We start from the raw sequence: 22,174 nt of genomic DNA on the forward strand, positions 1-22,174 counted from the left end.
TTAAACTGTTATTATTCATAACAAAAAAAAAATACGCTTTCATTTTTTACCGATAAATGGTACATTAGCCAAAAATCCAATTCACCTTATGCTAGAGCAAAATCAATATACCGAAGATAATATTCGATCACTCGACTGGAAAGAACATATTCGTATGCGTCCAGGGATGTACATCGGAAAGTTGGGAGACGGTTCTTCTCCAGACGATGGTATTTACATTCTTTTAAAAGAGGTTTTAGATAACTGTATCGATGAGTTCGTAATGGGCTCTGGAAAAACTATTGAAGTGACAATCAAGGATAAAACGGTTTCCGTTCGTGATTACGGACGTGGAATTCCGTTAGGAAAAGTTGTCGATGTAGTTTCGAAAATGAATACAGGTGGAAAATACGATTCTAAAGCTTTTCAAAAATCAGTTGGTTTGAATGGTGTCGGAACAAAAGCGGTAAATGCGCTTTCCAATTATTTCCGTGTAGAATCTGTTCGTGACGATAAACAAAAAGCGGCGGAGTTTTCTGCAGGAAATTTAGTTTCAGAAGAAGATGTAATTGATACAACAAAACGTAAAGGAACCAAAGTGACTTTTACGCCAGATGAAACGATCTTCAAAAACTATAAATTCCGTTTAGAATATGTGATCAAAATGGTCAAAAACTATTGTTATTTGAACAATGGTTTGACGATTATTTTTAATGGAGAAAAATATTATTCAGAAAACGGACTTCGCGATTTATTAGAAGAAACAATCAGCGAAGAAGATTTAGAATACCCAATTATCCATTTAAAAGAGCATGATATCGAAGTTGCGTTAACACACAGTAAAACGCAGTACAGCGAAGAATATCACTCTTTTGTGAACGGTCAGAATACAACGCAGGGAGGAACGCACCTAGCGGCCTATCGTGAAGCTGTTGTAAAAACAATTCGTGAATTTTACAATAAGAATTTCGAAGCATCAGATGTTAGAAAATCGATTGTGAGTGCGATTAGTATTAAAGTAATGGAACCTGTTTTTGAGTCTCAGACCAAAACAAAATTAGGTTCTACAGATATGGGTTCAGATGATGGGACACCTCCAGTCTCTGTTCGTACTTTCGTTAACGATTTCATTAAAACTAAATTAGATAATTATTTACATAAAAACCCGCCGACTGCCGAAGCCTTATTGCGTAAAATTCTACAGGCAGAACGCGAACGTAAAGAATTATCAGGAATTAGAAAACTGGCTACAGATCGTGCTAAAAAGGCCAATCTTCATAATAAAAAATTAAGAGACTGCCGCGCGCATCTTCCAGATACCAAAAACCCAAGAAACTTAGAAAGCACTCTTTTTATTACCGAGGGAGATTCGGCTTCCGGGTCGATTACAAAGTCACGCGACGTGAATACGCAAGCCGTTTTCAGTTTGCGTGGTAAGCCTTTGAATTCATACGGAATGACGAAAAAAATTGTGTATGAGAATGAAGAATTCAACTTGCTTCAAGCAGCCTTAGATATCGAAGACGGACTAGAAAAATTACGTTACAACAACATCGTAATCGCAACCGATGCCGATGTCGACGGAATGCACATTCGTTTGCTTTTGATTACTTTCTTTTTACAGTTTTTTCCAGAATTAATCAAAGAAGGGCATTTGTACATTTTGCAGACGCCTCTTTTCAGGGTTCGAAACAAAAAAGAAACCATTTACTGTTATTCTGAAGAAGAAAGAAAAGAAGCCATTGAAAAACTAAAACCAAAACCAGAAATCACCCGATTTAAAGGTTTGGGAGAGATTTCTCCAGATGAGTTCAAAAACTTTATTGGAGAAACTATTCGCCTTGATCCTGTTATGATGGACAAAAACACTTCTATTGAGCAATTATTATCTTTCTATATGGGGAAAAATACTCCAGACAGACAAGATTTTATTATCAAGAATTTGAAGGTGGAGATTGATGAATTGGTAGAGGTTTAGAAGAAAGAATAAAAGAATTATAGAAGAATTTTTTAGTAGTTATACTGAACAAAATATATGAAAGACGAAGAAGACGATAACATAATTCCAAACGACGACGAGAATAATTCAGATGAAAACCTGATGGATAATCAAGATGGAGATGACGATGAGATTATCGATGTAGATGCTAAGCATTTTGAAGGACAGCATTTTTACGAAAACCAAGAAGAAGAAGGTGAAGACGTTATTACAAAAGTAACGGGAATGTACAAAGACTGGTTTTTGGATTATGCTTCGTATGTAATTCTGGAACGTGCAGTTCCTGCTATCGAGGACGGATTTAAACCTGTTCAGCGTCGTATTATGCACTCTTTAAAAGAGCTGGATGATGGTCGATATAACAAAGTTGCCAATGTAGTAGGGCACACCATGCAGTATCACCCACACGGAGATGCGAGTATTGGTGACGCAATGGTACAGATTGGTCAAAAAGATCTACTAATTGACTGCCAAGGAAACTGGGGTAATATTTTAACAGGCGACGGAGCAGCTGCTTCGCGTTACATTGAGGCACGTTTATCTAAATTTGCTTTGGAGGTTTTATACTCTCCAAAAATTACAGATTGGGGTGTTTCGTATGATGGTCGTCGTGCAGAACCAAACAATCTTCCTGTAAAATTCCCATTGCTTTTGGCACAGGGTGCAGAAGGTATTGCGGTTGGACTTTCTACAAAAGTGCTGCCTCACAACTTCAACGAGCTTATTGATGCTTCGATCAAAATATTAAAAGGAAAGCCTTTTACGCTTTACCCTGATTTTATGACGGCAGGTATTGCCGATGTTTCCAACTATAATGACGGAATGCGCGGCGGGCGTGTGCGTGTGCGTGCTAAAATTTCGCAATTAGACAAAAATACATTGGTCATTACGCAAATTCCGTTTTCGACCAATACATCAAGTTTGATTGATAGTATTTTGAAAGCCAATGATAAAGGTAAAATCAAAATCAAGAAAATTGAAGACAACACAGCAGCCGATGTTGAGATTTTGATTCATCTTTTTCCAGGCGTTTCTCCAGATAAAACAATTGATGCTTTATTTGCTTTTACAGCATGCGAAACTTCTGTTGCGCCTTTAGGCTGTGTGATTGAAGATAATAAACCGTTGTTTATCGGGGTTTCTGAAATGTTGAAAATTTCAACGCACAGAACCGTAGATTTGCTTCGTCAGGAATTAGAAATTCAGTTAGAAGAATTAAAAAATAAATGGCATTTCTCTACTTTAGAAAAAATATTCATTCGCGAAGAAATGTATATTGATTTCAAGTTGTATGGAGACAGAGAATCGCTTTACAAATATTTATACGATCGTTTTGAGCCTTTCAAAAAATCATTCGTTAGGGAAATCACTGATGAGGATTTACAGCGTTTGACTCAAATCCCTATGATTCGTATTACCCGTTTTGACTCTGATAAAGCCGATGAATTGATTTCGAGGTTAGAAGAGGAAATGAAAGAAGTCGAGCATAATCTGGAGCATTTAACAGATTTTGCAATTGCGTATTTTACCAAATTAAAAGAAAAATACGGAAAAGGTCGTGAACGTCAGACTGAGCTTCGTGTTTTTGATAATGTCGAAGCAACCAAAGTCGTTTTACGTAATACCAAATTGTACGTAAACCGAGAAGAAGGTTTTGTTGGAACCAGCTTAAAGAAAGACGAATACGTTGCCGATTGTTCTGATATCGATGATGTAATTGTGTTTTTACGAGATGGTACAATGATGATCACAAAAGTAGACGCTAAAACGTTTATAGGTAAAGATATAATTCATGTTGCTGTTTTTGATAAGAGTGATAAACGTACGATTTATAACATGATGTACCGTGATGGAAAATCGGGTCCGTCTTATATCAAACGTTTTAATGTGACAGGGGTAACACGTGACAAAGCATACGATTTGACAAACGGAACAAATGGTTCGCAAGTGGTTTATTTTTCACATAATCCAAATGGAGAAGCTGAGGTTGTAACCATATTATTGCGTCAAATAGGAACCATTAAGAAACTGAAATTCGATATTGATTTTGCTAAGCTGGCTATTAAAGGCCGTGGATCAAAAGGAAATTTAGTAACAAAATATCCAATCAAGAAAATCGAATTAAAAGAAAAAGGAATTTCGACTTTACTGCCAAGAAAAGTTTGGTTTGATGATACTGTAAAACGTCTAAATGTTGATGGAAGAGGAGAACTGCTTGGAGAATTTAAACCAACAGATAAAATCTTAATAATTAGCCAGTCAGGAAAATTAAAAGTAATTATTCCAGAATTATCAACTCATTTTGAGGAAGATATGATTGTTTTGGAAAAATGGAAGCCTAAAAAACCAATTTCGGCAATTTATTATGATGGAGAAAAAGAGCGCTATTTCTTGAAACGTTTTCTTGTGGAGAATGAAGGTAAGGAAGAAAGCTTTATTACAGATCACCCGAATTCGCAATTAGAAATTGTGTCGACAGATTATCGTCCTGTGGCTCAATTGGTTTTTGCAAAAGTAAAAGGAGTTCAAAAAGAAGATTTACATATTGATGTTGAGGATTTTATAGCTGTAAAAGGCTTCAAGGCTCTAGGAAATCAGTTGACAACTGACAAATTAAAACAAGTTAATTTGTTAGATCCGCTTCCTTACGATGAACCAGTTGAAGAAGTTCCAGAGAAACCTGAAATATCAGAAGATGATTCTGTAGGGACAGAATTAGATGATGACGGGCAAATAGGCCTTGTTTTAGAATAAAAATGAAAACGCTAAGAGATAATCTTAGCGTTTTTTTGTTAGATTCAGTTTAATTTTGAGAGATAAATTCCTCTTTAATCCATTTTACTTCATTGTTTTCAATGACTACAGAAACAGAATCTCCATCTTTTATTTCTCCTGAGATTATTTTCTTAGCTAAAGGTCTTCTTAAATGTGTTCGAATGATACTTTTAATCGGTCTTGCTCCGTATTTAGCATTATACCCATTTTCAGCCAGATAAAGTTTGGCTTCTATTGGAATATCGACTTTAATATTGATGTTTTTGAGTAAATCCATAAACTCTTTTTTCAAATGAATCTCAAATATTTTCAACGCATTTTCTTTGCTGATAGGCGCAAAAGGTGCAATTTCAGTTAAACGTCCTAAAAATTCTGGTCTGAAATAATTCGCCATAATTTCCATTAAAGAAGTTGAGGAAGGAATTTTACCACTATTAAAAGTTTCAACAATATGGTCTGCACCAATATTCGAAGTAAAAAGAATAATAGCATTAGAGAAATCACCTTCTTTTCCTAGTCGGTCGTGTAGTTTTCCTTCGTCCATAATTTGAAGAAAAACATCAAAAACAGAAGGATGAGCTTTTTCAATTTCATCAAATAAAACAATAGAATAAGGTTTCTGTCTAATCTTGTTTACTAGCATGCTTCCCTGTTCATACCCGACGTATCCCGGCGGTGACCCAAGTAGTAATGCTGCAGAATGTTCTTCTTTAAATTCAGACATATCAAAACTCAAATCAACCAATTGCTGGCTTCTGTAGAGCAGCAGGCAAAAGAAAGCGATTTTTCTAAGAATAGTGATCCATATTTAATGATTAAACCTAAAAATGATGAAAGTGTCGGAAAAGATTTTTCTATCAATTACTGGTCAACCTGTGCAGAAGAAGGAAATGACATTAAAGCAGGAACAGCTTTAGACTGCAAAGATTTATTTTTTGTAAGCAATAAAGTTACCCTGATGACTAATACCGTAGGAGGCGTAAACAAGCAAAATAATAAGGACAGGATTTTAGCGTACAGAAATGCATTACTAACCCGTGGCAGAATTGTAACTTTTGCTGATATCAAAGCTTTCGGATTTAATCATTTTAAAAATTCGATTACCGATATTAAAATAGAAAAAGGCACACGAAAAGAAATTTCTGTAAAAGCAGGTTTTAGCCGAACGGTAGATATTTTCATAAAAACAAATCCAGAAGAAAAGGAACATTTATCAAATTCGGAATGGGAGTATCTATGTGATAGCTTCATGAGAAATCTTAAGAATAGATCGTCAAATGTATTTCCATATAGAATGTTTGTCGACTAAAAGAGGAACGCCGAAAATTTATATTTTCGGCGTTTTTGTTAATCTGGAAGTTATTATTGGTTTTATTGGTATTTTTTATCTGTAAGCGTTTTCATAAAAGCAACAAGAGCTTGTTCTTCTTTTACGGTTAAATTCAATTTGTCAAACGGCAAAGTTTGATTCTCTACTGAGTAACCTAAACCTTGACCGCCGCCTTTATTGTAAAAAGAAACTACTTCTTCGAGTGTTTTAAAAACTCCGTTGTGCATGTATGGTGCCGTAACTGTTGCATTTCGCACAGTTGGAGTTTTAAACGCACCAACCAATTGTGGCATTTTATTATATAAATAACGGCCTTTATCTGGACTCAAAGTTTTGCCTGATGCTTCATTTGGTGTTCCTATAACTTCATGTTCTGTTTTAGAGTAGCTTGGCGGAACTGTTCCGTTAAACAAAGGCGTAAAATGACAAGTGGCACATTTTGCTTTTCCCATAAAAAGATTCATTCCTTCAATTTCCTGCTTATTAAGGATGTTTTTATTTCCCCTCATGTACTCATCAAATCTGGAGTCAAAGGCATTTAAAGAACGAACATAGCTAGCAATTGCATTTTGAATCTGCCAGGCTTCTGGTTTTGAAGTTTTCGGATAGGCTTTTTTGAAGAGTTTTATATACTCTTGATCTAAGAGAATTTTGGCATGAATATTATCCATAGAACCATGCATTTCATCTTTATTCTGAATAACATCGACACTTTGCTTTTCTAAATCTAACTGACGCATGTCCCAAAACTGAGCATTTTGTAAAGAAGCATAAGTTAGGGTGGGAGTGTTTCGTGCTAGATTTGAACCTGTTAGAGAAAGATTTGTTTTTAGTCCATCTGTAAATGCTTTTTCAGGATGATGGCAGCTTGCACAGCTTCGATCATTATTTTTAGAAAGGCTTTTGTCATAAAACAGTTTTTCTCCCAGAATTGATTTGTCCTTCGTAAAATTATATTCTTCCGAAAGTACAAACGCATTTACATCAAAAGCATCTTTGTCAAATAAAGTTTCAATCGTTGGCTTTAACGGACTGCTTTTCTTTACGTTTTTAATATGCTCTTCTTTTTGAAAAGCTTTTAACTTTTTTGAAATCGGATTCAAATATTCGCTTATAAAAACAGCTCGGTTAAAGGCATTGAAATTGTTGTTTTCTTGGCAATACTTTTGTGCTTTAGATACTAGTTTTTTTAAATCTACTAATGATTTATTATTGCTGTTAATTTTTTCAAGAGGATTTGGAATCGAATTTAAACTTTCTACAGCTTCTAGAATTGATGATTGCAAAATCGGGCTGTCAAAACCCGTAATTCCTAAAGCAATAACTCGAAAAACATTTTGCTGAATAGCATCTAAAACGTAATCATCACTAATTGTAATAACATCAAAAGTACTTTTCAGCTGTTTAATGTTCGATTGAAAAATATTCAGTTCTCGAATTAAATCTTCTTTACTTTTTTTATTGTATTCAGGGTAAATCATTTCTTCTATAACCTGAAAACCGTGTGGTTCAAAAGATCTGTTTTCTTCCAATTCCATTTCATCCAAAGCCGGACCATTCATAAATCTTGCCGTTTCTGGAATAAAATATTCAACTGCCCATTCGACTTTTTTGTAAATAAGACGTGATTTTTTGAATTGCTCTAAAATCTCTTTTTGAGATGAATTGTTATTTACAAGCTTTTGAAAATGAATGATTTCGTTGTCTAATTTGGTTAAATCAATTAGTAAATCTTGTTTAATAGATGATTTAGGATCTTCATTCTTTTGGCATGAAAACAACAAACAAAGTGTTATAACCAGAAATGAAAAATGGTTTAATTTCATAATAGTACTGTAATAGAAACAACCCTTATCAAAAAATAAGGGTTGCTTTATGATTTTGAATGAAATTATTATCGCTGTACGTTTCTAATAATTACAGTTTGCCCGCCCTCTTTATTGGTTTGAGTTCCTGAACCGTCAGCATTTTTAAAAGCATCACTCTGCCAAGTATGAGGATGAACGTTTACTGTGAAAGTATCTGGAACACCAATGATATCTGAAATATCTTGCATAGCTCCAAATTCCCAGCTTCCAAATCTCATTTCTCCAGTCTGGTTGTATAAAGTATTCCAAGCTACATCAGTTCTTTTGTGGTTCATGTTTAACCACGCCTTGTTTTGTTTTGTAGCAATATTGTACTGCCAGATATACGAATCGTGTTTAGCGTCAGCATAATAGCTGTCACCATCTTCTTGGATGTATACAAAGTTTTCAGTAACACATAAGTTATCCGGATTAATAATTCCAGTTCCTGGAGTACTGTCACCTTCAACCGCTAATTCTAAAGTTCCTTTAAGCGGATCTGCAGCATCCATTTTCAATTTATAAACTCTTCCCCACATTGTGTAGCCATCAACTGGAGCGTTATTAGTTGCCTGACCTGTTGCTGTAAAATAAATTTCTCTATTGTTGCTTGCGCTTCCTTTTCTATAATCAACATCTTCAACTCTTGAAAAACGAATAGCTTTTAAATCGTTTACAGTTGTATTAATTACAGCTCCAGTTAAGTTTTTAGCATTCGGAATTTCAACAAATTGAACTGGATAAGAATTGTTTAATGTCATAGACGTCTCAACCTGATTTCCGTCTGTTCTTTTTAAAGCGTATAATTTTCCGTTAGACAAATCACCAACTGTACTCATATACATAATCAATTGTCCTGCACTTACATGTGAAGTAGCATAAGACTGATCTTCTCCGATAAGAATTACTGTTTTTCCTGGATAAGCTTCCTTTGGTAATGGAACAGCGTTTTCCATACTTGCTTTTCCTAAAGCTGGTAAAACTCTATCCGTTCTAGCTTTGTCTGAAGATAATCCCAACGGATTGATTCCGTGAACCATGCTTTCCTGACCGCTTTCTCCAGCAGTTAAAAAGATAGGACCAAATCCGTGAATTTCTGGAGTTGCTAAAGTTGCAGAACACAAACGAGTTAAACCTCCAACACCATCAACTAGATAATCACCTTTTACAGGTTTGAATGTTTTATCTAAATAAACTCTCGAAACCGATTGAAGAATTTCGTGATTCGTAATCATAATATAACCATCTCCATTAGGGTCTTTCATTAATCCAGCGCCATCTGGCTGGGCACCGTAAACAAAAGAAGGAGATTCTGGAAGCACATCTGAACTAGCAATTAAAGTACTGATTTTTATGTTTTCGAAGCCAGGCATTGCATATACAAATGCAGGAACTTTTGAGTGAGAAGTAAAATCGATACTGGCATTTACATCGTTCGAAGATTTTTTGTCATCATCTTGACAGGAAATTACAGAAAGACCTGCAATTCCAAGTAAAGTAATTGATTTTAAGAAGTTAGCTTTCATAATTTGTTTTGTTTTTTTGATTAGAGCAAAGCTATCTTTCAAAAACAAAATACATGTTATGGCTATTTTTTCTTTTTGCTAATAATTATCAGTCTTATATTACTAAATGGTAAATATTCCTGTTTAAATGTAAATTTAAGATTGATAAAAAAAACTTAAAACTATTTAAAAAGCTGATTTAAATTAACTTCTTTCTTCTCTCTCAGCTTCTTGACAATTTTAAGAAAAGCAATCGCTGTTATATACGCATCGCCCAAAGCGGTGTGACGGTCTTTTTTTGAAATATCAAATTTATCTGCCAGATCATCCAAAGTATAATGATCTTTTCTTTCGAACAAATGCGACTGAATTAAAGTCTTTTTATACAAATAGGCGGTATCTAAAGTTTTATTGGTTAAATGCGGAAGTCCATTTCGTTCTAAAGCTTTATTAATCATCGTAACATCAAAAATAGTGTGATGTGCAATGATTATCGAATCTCCTAAAAAGTCTAAAAATTGTTGCAAAGCCTCTAATTCTGTTGGACGTTTGACAAGCAAATCTTTTAAAATTCCGTGAATTTGAGCGGTGGATTTATCGTAATGATCTTGTTCAAGATATATTTCAAAGCTGTCCTGAACATTAATAATGCCATTTTGTAGAACCAATGCGCCTATGCATAGCATTCGATCGTTTTCATAATCAAAACCAGTCGTTTCTGTATCCAGAACAACAAAACGAGTTTCTTCGATTGTAATATTTTCGTCGAATAGATTATTTTCTTCTTTTTTCCAAAAATTGAATAAATTCATGATTATACCAGATTTGAAATATTAAAACGAACTGAAATTAATTCCTGGAGTTCTTTTATGGTTTTAAAAGTACGTTTCAGTTTAATTTTTTCCATTTTGGTTAAAGATTCCAATTCGATAAACTGTCCAGAATCATGATGTAAAAGACCTTGTTTGGTTCTAAATTTCAATAAAGCTTTAAACGAATACGAACACGATAAGTACAATTCTCTATTATTAGGTTCCAGTTCTGCCAGTTTTTCAAAACGCTCTGCTGTATTGCTGATTGATTTTACCGAATGTGATAAAATTAAAACACGTGCAGCATCTGTCAGGGGCATTAAAGCTCTTCGTTTAATGTCAAAATTATCTTTGTTAGCGCCATCTTGTTCCACCAAAAACTGTCTAAAGAAACCAGTAGGAGATGGACTTTGCAAAGCACCGCTCACTAAATGCATATAAAAAATCGGATTTGCTTTTACGTCTTCAAAAATAGAATCTGATAATTGATTAACGATTTCTGAATCGCCATAAGTCTTACTATAATCAAAGAAAATAAATGAAAGCAGTACTTCATTTTTACCAGGATTTGTAATCCAATGATGTACTTGGGCTTTCCATTCGTCCAAACTCATACACCATTTTGGGTTAGATGCCATCATTTCGGCAGGGCAGTAATCGTAACCAATTTCAAAAAGACCTTTATTCACAAGTCCCGCAAATTTTTGAAAATAGATTTTAGTTTCATCTCTAAAAACTTCATTTACATTTTCGTACACAATCGCATTATCCTGATCGGTATGCAGCATTTGCTCGCCTCTTCCTTGACTTCCAAGAGCGAGCCACGCAAATTTTACTGGCGGCGGACTGCTCATTTTGTCTATGCAAATTTCGATAACACGAGTAGTGCAGGCTTCATTAAGTTCGGTAATGATTTTAGTAATCAAAGTCATCGGAATATTTTGATCCAGATAGCCTTGAAGCAATTGCATAATTCGGTTTCGAATAGGCTTTATTTCCTTAATTTTTTTGGTACGCTTCAACGCTTTTATCAGTACGGCTGGATTGTTTCCAAGTGCAACCATCACGTCGTGTTTCGATAAAATCCCAACCGCTTTTGTGTTTACCGTTCCGTCTTTCGTCAAACATAAATGACTGATGTTACTTTTCATCATTGCCATTTGTGCCTCTGTAACCGTCATCTTTTTAGGGTACGTAATAACAGGCTTTGTCATTATGGTTTCGGCAGTTGTAGTAATCGGAAAATCTCCCGTAACAATTTTATTTCGAAGATCTTTATCTGTCAAAATACCAATCGGAAGCATTTCATCAACAATTAAAATAGCGCCGACTTTTTTCTTACCCATGATTTTGGCAATATCTTTTACCGTTGTAGACGGACTGCAGGTTACAATTTTTTTGGAATACTTTATTGGAGCTAAATCAAAAGAATGATTACTTGAATGAAGATTTTCATTCAACGAATCATCTCCATACAATTTGTCTTTATGAATATCTGAATACGGATTTCGCGTGTTTGAAGCGTAACTTTCAATTAAAAAATTACCAATATTTCTATTCTCCAGCGCATAAGGTTTAAAAACTGCAATAGGAATGGCATACAAAATAGTTTCTTCATGCGCGACAGCTTCCATAATATAGTTTTCCTGTGCTAAAAGCGGACGAAGACCAAAAATATCACCTTCATCACACATGTCTAAAACGGTGTTTTTAGTGCTTTTTTTCAAAGCAACAGCACCTTTATGGACTACATAAAAAGAGTCGTGCGTTTTGTCATTCTCAGCAAAAATTACAGCATCTTTTTCTTTATAGATAATAGAAATTTGTTCAGACAGTTTTTCTAAATCTCTCTGATGCAAAAAATTAAACGGCGGATATCCTTTTAAAAAGTCAGCAACTCTCTGTGAAATGGTATTTTTCATGTGGTTAGATTAGAGTTCTAAAATACTATTTAAAATAGAAATGTAAAAGAAACATTTTTGTTTTTTGAGTTGCAAAGAAACAGAGGAGCAAATGGACAAAGGTTTTCTTCACAGTTTTGTCATTCCGATGAACGAGGAATCTCCACAAGTAGCTCCACACAGTATTTTAACGGATTAAAAGTAAAAAAGCCCCAAAATTGGAGCTTTAATATTCTAGAACGAAAGTTTAATCAACTTTATAGACTTTACCTCGTTGTTTTTCTTCAGAACCAACTAAACCAAATTCAAATGTATAAGAATCTTTAGAAGTATTTAAAATCTTCATGCTGATTGCTTTTTCTTCAGCCATATTTTTCGGATGTTTCTTTTGCAGTACATACTCGCAGTCACTTACCCAGCGTATTGTCGCAGTATCAGTTTTTCCCTCAAAAGTTTCAATTTCGATATCATCTTTACGTTCAAAATAAGTTGTTTTTTTAACACCATTTACTTCAAACTCAAATTTGAATTTTCCAGTTTTAAAATCCTTGCAATTGTGTTCTGCATTATAACAAGAAACTAAAGCCAGAAAAGGGAATAAGAATATAATTTTTTTCATTTTTTATGCTTTAAGCTTTAGGCAATAGGCTTTAAGCTTTACTTAATAAGCAGTTTTGCTTATAGCCTAAAGCTTATAGCTTTTATCATTTTAATCTTTTTAATTCGTCATCGGTAAAGTTCTTAATTTCTTTTTCTTTGGCAAACTTTTCGGCATTGTAATTTCCCGATTTATTCTTCGGAATCGATAAACTATTCCATTCGCTGTTTTTCAATTGTTTCGCATAAAAAACAATCTGCCCAACATGATATGGATAATGTGCCAATTGGCGGTTTATGGCTTCTATAACTGTATGACCTTCATTTCGGATATAGATAATTGTTGAAAGATGTTCTGATTTTAGGCTATTCAGCGTTTCAAGAAAAACATTCCAGCCTTTGTTCCAAATTTCTAAAACTTGTTCTTTCGATTGTAAATCATTTTCAAATTCGGCGTCACGATTTCGCCATTCTTTTTCGCCATCTGTAGTAAGGAAGTCTGTCCAGCGCGAAAGCATATTACCAGAAATGTGTTTTACAATTGTGGCAATGCTGTTCGTGTCTTCATTAATGGCAACAAAAAGCTGTTCTGGCTGTAATTGGTCCATTGCTTTTTCTCCCAGCATTTTATAATATAAAAATTGCTTTTTTACACTTTCTAAATAGGATTTATCGGCGACACTCATAAATAATATTTTTAACTGATTGGTAGAATAAATATGTCGCTCCGATGGAGCTTTGAACTTACGAAAATATTGTATCTGTAAATATTGTGCCTCTCTGAGGCATCTTCATAGAATTAGACAATCTTAATATCGTATTTATCTAACAATCCAACAATTCCATCGTTAGAAAATTGTGCTTTTCGCATCGGATTAAATTCAGGATCTATTTTATAATTGTATGCTGTTTTAAAATTAACTCCCGCTAATTGCGTTTCATTAAAAATAGCACCGTCAAGGTTACAATTATCAAAAACAGAACTCGTTAAATTGGTTCCAATAAAAGTTACTTCGCGTACAGACGAATTGATAAACTTTGTTTTAGGCATTTTTTTATTCGAAAATAACGCATAATCTAAAGTACATTCTTCAAAATAAACTTGGAACAAAAAATCATCACATTCATTAAAAGCAATTCCTAAAAGTTTACAGTTTTTAAAAGTCACATTTTTTATACTCGTTCCTGCCAAACTTGTCATAGAAAGATTGCAGTCAATAAATTCGCAGTCTAAAAAAGTATTGTTGGAGAAATTGCTGTTCGAAAAGTCACAATTTTTAAAAACACAATCTTCAAACTCTCGATTGTTTATTTTTTTGTCGATGTAAACAACTTTCTCGAATGTTTTCTGAATGTGAATTATGCCTTCCATTTTTATTTGGATAAAGATTTATATTTTAGAGATGAGTAGACCTGACAGGTTTTAAAAACCTGTCAGGTCTATGGAGGAGATTATTTAGTCATTAAATATACCTTTCATAATAATTTTCAATCCAAGAAAAATCAAAAACATCGAACTCAAACAAGCTACAATTCCAATTCCTAAAACTAGATAGTGCCAGTTTGTATGCTGATTCATAAAAGCATTATAGATCATTGACGGCCCAAGAAACATCAAAGGCAGAGCGCCTGTTAAGTACTTAACTCCTTTTCGTAGCAATTCTTTATTTGTAGACATTTGTTTGCTTTTTGTTTCAGGTTGTTGAACTTACATTTAACCGCAAATTGCGCTAAGATTTACGCAAAGTTTGCAAAGTTTTTTAGATAAAACTTTGCGGGCTTTGTGTTTTATACAAAGCATTGCAAACAAAAAAAACTTTGCGAACTTTGCGGTTAAATTAAAGTAAACCTATTTACTTATTATAATTGTCAACAGCATTTCTTACGCTGCCGTATTTTTTTAATAATTCTGAAGCTTCTTCGTAAGAAACAGGAATTTCATCCATAATCATTTTAACGCCTCGATCAACCAGTTTAATATTACTTAACTGCATATCGACCATTTTGTTGCCTCTCACTTTTCCAAGCTGAATCATCGCTGCAGTCGAAATCATATTAAGAACTAATTTTTGTGCAGTTCCGGCTTTCATTCTAGAACTTCCGGTAATAAATTCTGGACCAACAACCACTTCAATTGGGAATTGCGCGGTCAATGCCAGCGGACTTCCCGCATTGCATGTTATGCATCCTGTTACAATATTGTTTTGATTACAAGCTTCTAAACCGCTTATTACATAAGGAGTTGTACCAGAAGCTGCAATACCAATTACGACATCATTAGAATCAATATTATGATTTTGAAGATCAATCCAAGCATTTGTAGTACTGTCTTCAGCATTTTCTACAGCACGTCTTATAGCTGTATCACCGCCTGCAATTATACCATTTACCAAATCAAAAGGAACACCAAATGTTGGGGGACATTCTGAAGCATCAACAACACCAAGGCGACCTGAAGTTCCTGCTCCGATATAAAACAATCTGCCTCCTAATTTTAATTTAGCGACTATTTGCGGAATTAAAGCTTCTATTTGTGGTAAAGCTTTTTCAACTGCATAAGGAACAGTTTTGTCTTCTTGGTTAATATTGGATAACAATTCATGAACAGACATTTTTTCTAAATGTTCATACTTTGATGCTAGTTCAGTAGTTTTCGTAAATGTCATTTGAGTGTTATTTAGACAGGTCAAAATTAATATTTTTTATTGCAATCTCGCAAAGTCTCAAAGATTTATAAATCTTTTTTTTCTTCTATTTTTTATTTATAAGGACTGTTTTTCTCAAGCGTTGTTACACCAACTAAAATATTATATTTGTTATATATTAAAAGATTCAATGGATAAGTTAGATTTACTGCAGAATATAGCCCGGATTTCAGTTTTCGTTTCTTTATTACTTGCGTTTTTTTTATTAACGGTTAAAACCGAAAATAAATTAGCCAACCGTCTATTTGCCTTCTTTTTTATTTTCTCTGCTATCGATCTCAGCGGATTTTTCATGTATTTATATACTGAAGACCATAGAAATTTAGAGATTTTTAGATCCACAGCTTGTTTGTTGGGAATGCCTCTATTTTATTTATATGTATTGGCTGTTTGTTATTCTGATTTTAGATTAAAATGGAAACATTTAGTTCACCTAATTCCTTTTATTGTTACCAATTTAATCTTTATTCCACGAATCTATCTGCCAATCGATGAAGGAAGTTTTGCCAGCACGCTCAATCAAATGTCTGAAATTTACTTTATTCAGATTTTAATTGAATTTCAATATGCTTTTTACATGATCAATGTATTTTTAATTTTAAAGAAGTACAGAGAAATTTACTTAGAGAATTACGCCAATCCGAGTACTTCAACTTATAAATGGCTTTTTCAAATGACATGTGTTTTTCTTGCTGCACACTCTATCGTGGCATTAAAAAATATAATACGTTACAGCGGTTTTAGAGAAGTTTTTCTTTGGGCAAATGTACTAGTCGGAACAATCGCTTTGTTTATAACCTGCTGGTTTATAATGAAAGCATTGAATCATCCAGAGCTTTTTAGAGGAGTTAATTCTAAATTAAAACTTACAAAAGACATTCTGCCAGAAGTGGAAGAAAAACCAGAATCGGTAAATGCTCAAAACGATTTAATTAATAATCAAATTGCAGCGTTGAAACAATATATGATCGAAAAAGAACCTTTTTTAGATCCTTCACTTACAATACAGGAATTAGGAAATCAAATTAATATGCCGGTTAGGGATTTATCAATTTTGATTAATCATCATATCAATCAGCATTTTTTTGATTTTGTGAATGAATATCGCATTCAAAAAGCCATGAATATTTTAAAAGATCAGTCTAAAAGCCAGCTTACTGTGTTAGAGATTTTATACGAAGTAGGTTTTAACTCCAAATCTTCGTTTAATACTTCTTTTAAAAAATATACAAACGTAACGCCTACGGCTTACCGAAACGCTTCATAATAAGAGGTTTGTAAAAAGTCGTACTTCAGTCTTATAAAGTCGAACCAATTTCTACAGTAGAAATTGGTTCGACTTTTTTTTGTCGGTCGAATTCTGAAAATTTCTACGGCAACTTTGCTTCAAATTAATTGAACAAGTTTAAAATTAGAAATCATGAAAAAAGCAAACCTTTTAATCTTCTTATTATTTCCTCTATTTTGTTTAGCACAATCATCTTTTAAATTAAAAGGAAAAATATTCAGCGAAACAACTTCATTAGAATGGGCAGATGTTTCCATCTCAAATTCTGAAGGAAAAATTATCGATGGAACTACAACCAAACAAGACGGTACTTTTGAAATGAATATTAAAAAAGGTTCTTATAAAATTGGAATAAGTCTTTTGGGATTTACAGATTATGAAAAAGACATTTTAATTGAAAATGATACCAATTTAGGAACAATTATTTTAAAAGAAAACACAACCAATTTAGTTGAAGTTGTCATTCAGTCTAAAAAGAAGACTGTTGAGCAGAAAACAGATCGTTTGGTTTATAATCTTGAAAATAATGTTACAACGGTTGGCGGTGATGCTTTAAGTGCTATTAATACGGCGCCTGGAGTTGTGGTAAAAAACGATCTGATTACGATATTAGGCAAAGGAACTTCACGAGTTATGATTGACGGAAGAATGATCGAATTAACGGGTGAAGAGCTAAATAATTTCTTGAAATCTATTTCGGCAAATGATATTAAAAATATTGAAATTATCAGTAATCCACCAGCAAAATACGAAGCGGAAGGAACTGGCGGATTAATTAATATTATAATGAAAAAAGGAGTGCATGATTCTTGGAAAAATACAACAACACTTTCGTACGACCAGAATAAGTACGGAATTTATACTTTGAGAGATAATTTCTTTTATAATAAAAACAAGTTTAGAATTGCAGCCAGTATTAACGCAAAAACGGGTTACAAAAATGCCGATGAAGCTTTGGATATGTATTTTCCTGATGGACTTTCTAGTATGAAAAGTGTAACGAAAGTGAAAAATGAAAATCTTTCGGGAAAATTGGCTGTCGATTATGATTTTTCTGAACGCACTTCGGTTGGTTTTCAATTTTTGAATGATAGAAATAATCCAGATTTTGGATCGAATATAAGAATTGAGAAATATAATACTCAAAATCAGCTGCAGAATGTTACGCTGAATGATAGTTACACTGATAAAAGTTCAGGAAACCAAACTTATAATGCGCATTTGATTACAAAATTGGATTCTTTAAACAGAAAATTATCTTTTGATGCGGATTACTTTAATTACAATTCAAAATTTGATAGAAATTTTACCGCCAATAATTACACTCCAGATATGACATTTGTTGATGTAAATCAATCGGGAAGAAATATATCGAATCAGGAAATTGATAACTGGAGTTTTAAGGCCGATATGGAGCATCCGCTTCAAGCTTTAAATTTATCTTATGGTGCAAAGATGAGTTTTACAAATAGTATCAGCGATGTATTTTATTATAATACAATTACAGGAAATCCAGAATTGGATCCTTCGCAGTCAAACAGATTTAAATACACCGAAAATAATCAGGCAGTTTATATTAATGGTGATAAAAAGTTAAATGAAAAATGGAATTTTCAATTGGGATTAAGACTTGAGAATACACAAACAAGCGGATTTTCTGAAACGATGAATCAGGAAACAGAAAATAATTACTTGAAGTTATTTCCAACATTTTATACTTCTTATAAAAGAAATGAAAATAATACATTCAGTTTAAATTACGGAAAACGAATCAACAGACCTCGTTTTGACTTACTGAATCCGTTTAAGGTTTATATTAACAGCAATAGTTATTCTGAAGGAAATCCGTTTTTAAAACCTTCATTTAGTGATAATTTTGAGTTTGCGCATTCGTATAAAGAAATTTTGAGAACAAGTGTCTTTGTGAATGTAATTACAAACGGTTACGGAGTTTTGTTTACATCAAATCCTGAAACTAATACGCAGATTGTAACGCGCGAAAACTATTTTAAAAACTTGAATTATGTTGTTGGAGAAAGTTACTCAGCTGGTCTTGCAGATTGGTGGTCAAGTGAAAATTCCTTGTACTTTTTAGGGGCAAAAACAGAGTTTATCAAAAATATAAATGCGACACCGTCAAATAGTTTACAAGTTGAATTTTCTACCAATAATACTTTTATATTAAGCAAAACGACAAAACTGCAAATTGATTTTAGTTATAGTTCGCCTTTTAAAAGCGGCTTGTATGAAATAGGATATGCTTCAAGTTTTGATATTGGTTTTAAACAGGATTTGTTTAATAAAACATTCCAGATTGCATTCTTGGCCAATGATATTTTTAATATGTCTTATTTAAAAGATTTTACTTCTGTTGTAAATGGCGTTAAACAAGTTTACAGCCAGAATGAGAGCAATAGATTTGTACGCTTATCTGTTGTTTATAATTTCGGAAACAAGAAAATAAATGTAAAGGAACGTGCTTTTGGAAATCAGGAGGAGAAAAAGAGAACCGGGAATTAAATTAGATAATTAGAAAATGTGTCAATTAGAAAATTATCTCATGATCTAATTGACACATTTTCTAATTAATTTATTATAAAAAGAATGCCAGTAAAATTCCCAGAACAATCATCGAAACTTTGGCAATATTAAATTTATGGCCTTCGCTGCTTTCAAAGATAATTGTTGAAGAAATATGGAATAAAATACCAATTACAATGGCTGTAATTTCAGTATAATAATTGTTTAAAAAGGGTAAATATTCAGAGGCAACAGTTCCAAGCGGCGTCATAATGGCGAAAGTCAGCATAAAGGCGAAAATGGCTTTTTTGTTTAAATCGGCATTGATGAAAAATGTCGTTAAAATAACCGCAATTGGTAAATGATGAATGGCAATTCCGAGTGCTAAATCGTGGTGATGACTTACTGGAAAACCTTCTAAAAAGGCATGGATGCACAAACTGATAAACAATAGCCACGGAATCTGAGACATTTTTGCATGTCCGTGAACGTGACCGTGTTCTGCACCTTTGGAGAAAAATTCTAGAATTATCTGAAACAAAATCCCAACCATTATAAAAACACCAATTTTATGGTTGTGAGTGCTGTAAACTTCTGGCAGCAGATGCATTACTGTTAACGACAATAAAAATGAACCGCTAAAGGCAAGCAGTAATTTTAAATTGGTTTTGTTATTGGGTTTAATAAACAAAGCCACACTATATCCTAAAAGTACAGAAAATAAGGGTAGTAGATAGTTCATTTGTATTTGTTTAATCGTTGATTCGTATAATCGTTTTTTGCTTACCGATTAAACGGTTAAACAATTAAACGATTAACCAATTTACTTAAAAATCATGATTAATCTTTCGCTTTCGGTTTTGTGGAATTTTTTGAGTTTGTAATCTCCAAAAATATCCAAAAGATAAATACCAGCTTCGTCCATTAAATCTTGAAAATCTTTTAATGTCAGCGCTTTTACTTTTTCGGTAAAATGATATTTTCTGCCTTGATCTTCAAAATCAATTTCTTTAAAAATATGTCCGTCTTCAACATATCTTTTGATGTGGAAATCAATTTCGTCAACTGTTTTAACTTCTTGAGGAACCAGAGTTTCAATTACCTGAGTGACATTCATAAAGTCAATAACGGCAAAACCATATTCTGATAAACTTTCTTTTATGGCTTTTAAAGTAGTCAGATTGTCTTCATCGTTTTCAAAATAACCAAAGCTTGTAAACAAGTTAAAGATAGCATCGAACTTTTCTTCAAAAGGCTCGCGCATGTCATGCACTTTAAAATGCAGGGTTTCGTTGCTGTTTTTGCTGGCTTCTGCAATGCTGTTTTCAGATAAATCGGCACCTAAGACATCATAACCTAACTGATTTAAATAAATAGAATGGCGTCCTTTTCCGCATGCCAAGTCAAGCACTTTTGCTTTTTCGGGCAAATTAAGATAATGCGTTAAGTTGTCCATGAAAACCTGAGCTTCACGATAGTTGCGATCCTTATAAAGAATGTGATAGTAAGGAGTGTCAAACCACGAAGAATACCAATTTTGGTTGTCATCTTCTTGATTTGGGATTGATGCGTTATGCTTTTCAGACATTTATTCTATTTCAATTAATTCAAAGTCCCGCAAATTTAGTGTATTTTTGCCGAAAAATAACTATTAAGCAGCGATACATCGATAATCCTTGCTATTATGTAGAGATGCAATGTAGTGCATCTTTATAAACTTTAGTTTTTTTTAATTTAAAAGAAAAGATGGAAGAAAATTTTAAAATGATTGCCAAATGTTTTTTTGGCTTTGAAGAAATATTAGAAAAAGAATTACGTACACTTGGAGCTCAGGATGTTGAAAAAGGAGTGAGAATGGTAAGTTTTAAAGGTGATAAGGGTTTTATGTACAAAGCCAATTTATCTTTACGTACTGCTCTTAAAATCTTAAAACCAATTTACTCTTTTAGAGCAAATAACGAGCAGGCATTATACAAAGGGATTTCTGGTTTAAACTGGTCTAAATATTTAAATGCAAACCAGACTTTTGTAATAGATACAACGGTACATTCTACATATTTCAATCATTCTGAATTTGTTTCTCAAAAATGTAAAGATGCAATCGTCGACCAGTTTAGAGAAAGAACAGGACAACGTCCAAGTATCGATAAGCAATATCCAGATTTACGTATAAATGTTCACATAGATAAAGATCAGGTTTCGGTATCTTTAGATACTTCTGGAAATTCACTGCATCAGCGTGGCTATAGAACGGCTACGAATATTGCTCCTATTAATGAGGTTTTGGCTGCCGGGATTTTATTATTATCCGGCTGGGAAGGCCAAGGTCACTTTTTGGATCCAATGTGCGGATCTGGAACTTTTTTGGCGGAAGCCGCAATGATTGCCTGCAATATTCCTGCAAATATCAATAGAAAGGAATTTGCTTTTGAAAAATGGAAAGATTGGGATAATGATTTATTCGATCAAATTATAAATAGCTTGATGAAAAAAACAAAAGAGTTTCATTACACTATTAAAGGTTTTGACAAAGCACCAAGTGCGGTAAGCAAAGCGAAAGACAATATTCGAAATGCCAATTTAGAGGATTATGTAACTATTCGTGAAGATAACTTTTTTGATACCGAAAAAGAAACCGAAGGAAAACTCCATATGGTTTTCAATCCGCCGTATGACGAACGTTTAGATATTCAAATGGAAAGATTCTATAGTAGTATTGGTGACACGCTAAAGAAAAATTATCCAGGAACCGATGCTTGGTTTATTACAGCAAATCTAGATGCGTTGAAATTTGTAGGTTTAAAACCTTCAAGAAAAATAAAACTTTTTAATGCGAGTCTAGAAGCACGTTTGGTTAAATACGAAATGTACGAAGGAAGTAAGAGAACGAAATTTCAGATCTAAGATTCTAAGGAG

General features: G+C 33.4%; 17 protein-coding genes and 1 pseudogene. 6 read left to right on the forward strand and 12 right to left on the reverse strand.

Annotation, left to right across the window (positions count from 1 at the left end; genetic code table 11):
- Positions 1–88 precede the first annotated feature (88 nt).
- Together EDB96_RS11645 and EDB96_RS11650 are read left to right on the forward strand one after the other, a co-directional pair.
- Complete coding sequence (locus EDB96_RS11645; RefSeq protein ID WP_057118705.1) at positions 89–1,957, forward strand: DNA topoisomerase IV subunit B; 1,869 nt, start codon at positions 89–91, stop codon at positions 1,955–1,957.
- Between the two features lie 57 nt (positions 1,958–2,014).
- Positions 2,015–4,732, forward strand: coding sequence for a DNA gyrase/topoisomerase IV subunit A (locus tag EDB96_RS11650; RefSeq protein ID WP_134140908.1), 2,718 nt, complete (start codon positions 2,015–2,017; stop codon positions 4,730–4,732).
- 49 nt (positions 4,733–4,781) lie between these two features.
- On the opposite strand, the pseudogene EDB96_RS11655 reads toward EDB96_RS11650, so the two are convergent.
- A pseudogene (locus tag EDB96_RS11655) lies at positions 4,782–5,489 on the reverse strand (AAA family ATPase); the annotation flags it as partial.
- On the opposite strand from EDB96_RS11655, the gene EDB96_RS11660 reads away from it, so the two are divergent.
- Positions 5,454–6,062: a hypothetical protein gene (locus EDB96_RS11660; protein ID WP_410503720.1), complete on the forward strand. Its 609-nt coding sequence runs from the start codon at positions 5,454–5,456 to the stop codon at positions 6,060–6,062. The pseudogene EDB96_RS11655 and the gene EDB96_RS11660 overlap by 36 nt on opposite strands.
- Positions 6,063–6,124: 62 nt before the next feature.
- Here EDB96_RS11660 and EDB96_RS11665 read toward each other — a convergent pair whose 3' ends face one another.
- The 9 genes from EDB96_RS11665 to murQ all read right to left on the reverse strand — a co-directional run bounded on the left by EDB96_RS11665 (position 6,125) and on the right by murQ (position 15,411).
- Positions 6,125–7,909 carry a cytochrome-c peroxidase gene (locus tag EDB96_RS11665; RefSeq protein WP_134140912.1) on the reverse strand — a complete coding sequence of 595 codons (1,785 nt, stop codon included), beginning with the start codon at positions 7,907–7,909 and terminating at the stop codon, positions 6,125–6,127.
- Positions 7,910–7,977: 68 nt separating this feature from the next.
- Positions 7,978–9,456, reverse strand: coding sequence for a hypothetical protein (locus EDB96_RS11670; protein WP_134140914.1), 1,479 nt, complete (start codon positions 9,454–9,456; stop codon positions 7,978–7,980).
- 161 nt (positions 9,457–9,617) lie between these two features.
- The gene (locus tag EDB96_RS11675) at positions 9,618–10,247 is read right to left on the reverse strand and encodes a PolC-type DNA polymerase III (protein ID WP_134140917.1); all 630 of its coding nucleotides are present in this window, start codon (positions 10,245–10,247) and stop codon (positions 9,618–9,620) included.
- A 2-nt stretch (positions 10,248–10,249) separates the two neighbouring features.
- A complete protein-coding gene (locus EDB96_RS11680; protein ID WP_057118690.1) occupies positions 10,250–12,169 on the reverse strand; it encodes a DUF294 nucleotidyltransferase-like domain-containing protein in 1,920 nt (639 codons plus the stop codon).
- A gap of 226 nt (positions 12,170–12,395) precedes the next feature.
- Complete coding sequence (locus tag EDB96_RS11685) at positions 12,396–12,767, reverse strand: hypothetical protein (protein WP_057118688.1); 372 nt, start codon at positions 12,765–12,767, stop codon at positions 12,396–12,398.
- Between the two features lie 85 nt (positions 12,768–12,852).
- The gene (locus EDB96_RS11690; protein ID WP_134140919.1) at positions 12,853–13,431 is read right to left on the reverse strand and encodes a DUF1572 family protein; all 579 of its coding nucleotides are present in this window, start codon (positions 13,429–13,431) and stop codon (positions 12,853–12,855) included.
- Between the two features lie 113 nt (positions 13,432–13,544).
- Positions 13,545–14,117, reverse strand: a complete 573-nt coding sequence (locus tag EDB96_RS11695) for a pentapeptide repeat-containing protein (protein WP_134140921.1) — start codon at positions 14,115–14,117, stop codon at positions 13,545–13,547.
- 84 nt (positions 14,118–14,201) lie between these two features.
- Positions 14,202–14,423 carry a DUF6095 family protein gene (locus tag EDB96_RS11700; RefSeq protein WP_134140923.1) on the reverse strand — a complete coding sequence of 74 codons (222 nt, stop codon included), beginning with the start codon at positions 14,421–14,423 and terminating at the stop codon, positions 14,202–14,204.
- Positions 14,424–14,598: 175 nt separating this feature from the next.
- Positions 14,599–15,411 (reverse strand): N-acetylmuramic acid 6-phosphate etherase, encoded by an 813-nt coding sequence (murQ, locus tag EDB96_RS11705; protein ID WP_057118680.1) that lies wholly within the window; start codon positions 15,409–15,411, stop codon positions 14,599–14,601.
- A gap of 331 nt (positions 15,412–15,742) precedes the next feature.
- Between murQ and EDB96_RS11710 the strand changes: the two genes are divergently transcribed.
- Together EDB96_RS11710 and EDB96_RS11715 are read left to right on the forward strand one after the other, a co-directional pair.
- Positions 15,743–16,717 carry a helix-turn-helix transcriptional regulator gene (locus EDB96_RS11710; protein WP_317126468.1) on the forward strand — a complete coding sequence of 325 codons (975 nt, stop codon included), beginning with the start codon at positions 15,743–15,745 and terminating at the stop codon, positions 16,715–16,717.
- Positions 16,718–16,870: 153 nt separating this feature from the next.
- Positions 16,871–19,258 (forward strand): outer membrane beta-barrel family protein, encoded by a 2,388-nt coding sequence (locus EDB96_RS11715; protein WP_134140928.1) that lies wholly within the window; start codon positions 16,871–16,873, stop codon positions 19,256–19,258.
- Between the two features lie 73 nt (positions 19,259–19,331).
- Here EDB96_RS11715 and EDB96_RS11720 read toward each other — a convergent pair whose 3' ends face one another.
- Positions 19,332–20,000 (reverse strand): ZIP family metal transporter, encoded by a 669-nt coding sequence (locus tag EDB96_RS11720; protein WP_134140930.1) that lies wholly within the window; start codon positions 19,998–20,000, stop codon positions 19,332–19,334.
- Between the two features lie 81 nt (positions 20,001–20,081).
- Positions 20,082–20,846, reverse strand: a complete 765-nt coding sequence (locus EDB96_RS11725; RefSeq protein ID WP_057118671.1) for a class I SAM-dependent methyltransferase — start codon at positions 20,844–20,846, stop codon at positions 20,082–20,084.
- Positions 20,847–21,004: 158 nt separating this feature from the next.
- Here EDB96_RS11725 and EDB96_RS11730 point away from each other — a divergent pair, with 158 nt between their 5' ends.
- Positions 21,005–22,162: a class I SAM-dependent RNA methyltransferase gene (locus tag EDB96_RS11730; protein WP_057118669.1), complete on the forward strand. Its 1,158-nt coding sequence runs from the start codon at positions 21,005–21,007 to the stop codon at positions 22,160–22,162.
- Positions 22,163–22,174: the final 12 nt, after the last annotated feature.

It is taken from the genome of Flavobacterium sp. S87F.05.LMB.W.Kidney.N (assembly GCF_004366435.1).
In the GTDB taxonomy this organism is placed as follows: domain Bacteria; phylum Bacteroidota; class Bacteroidia; order Flavobacteriales; family Flavobacteriaceae; genus Flavobacterium.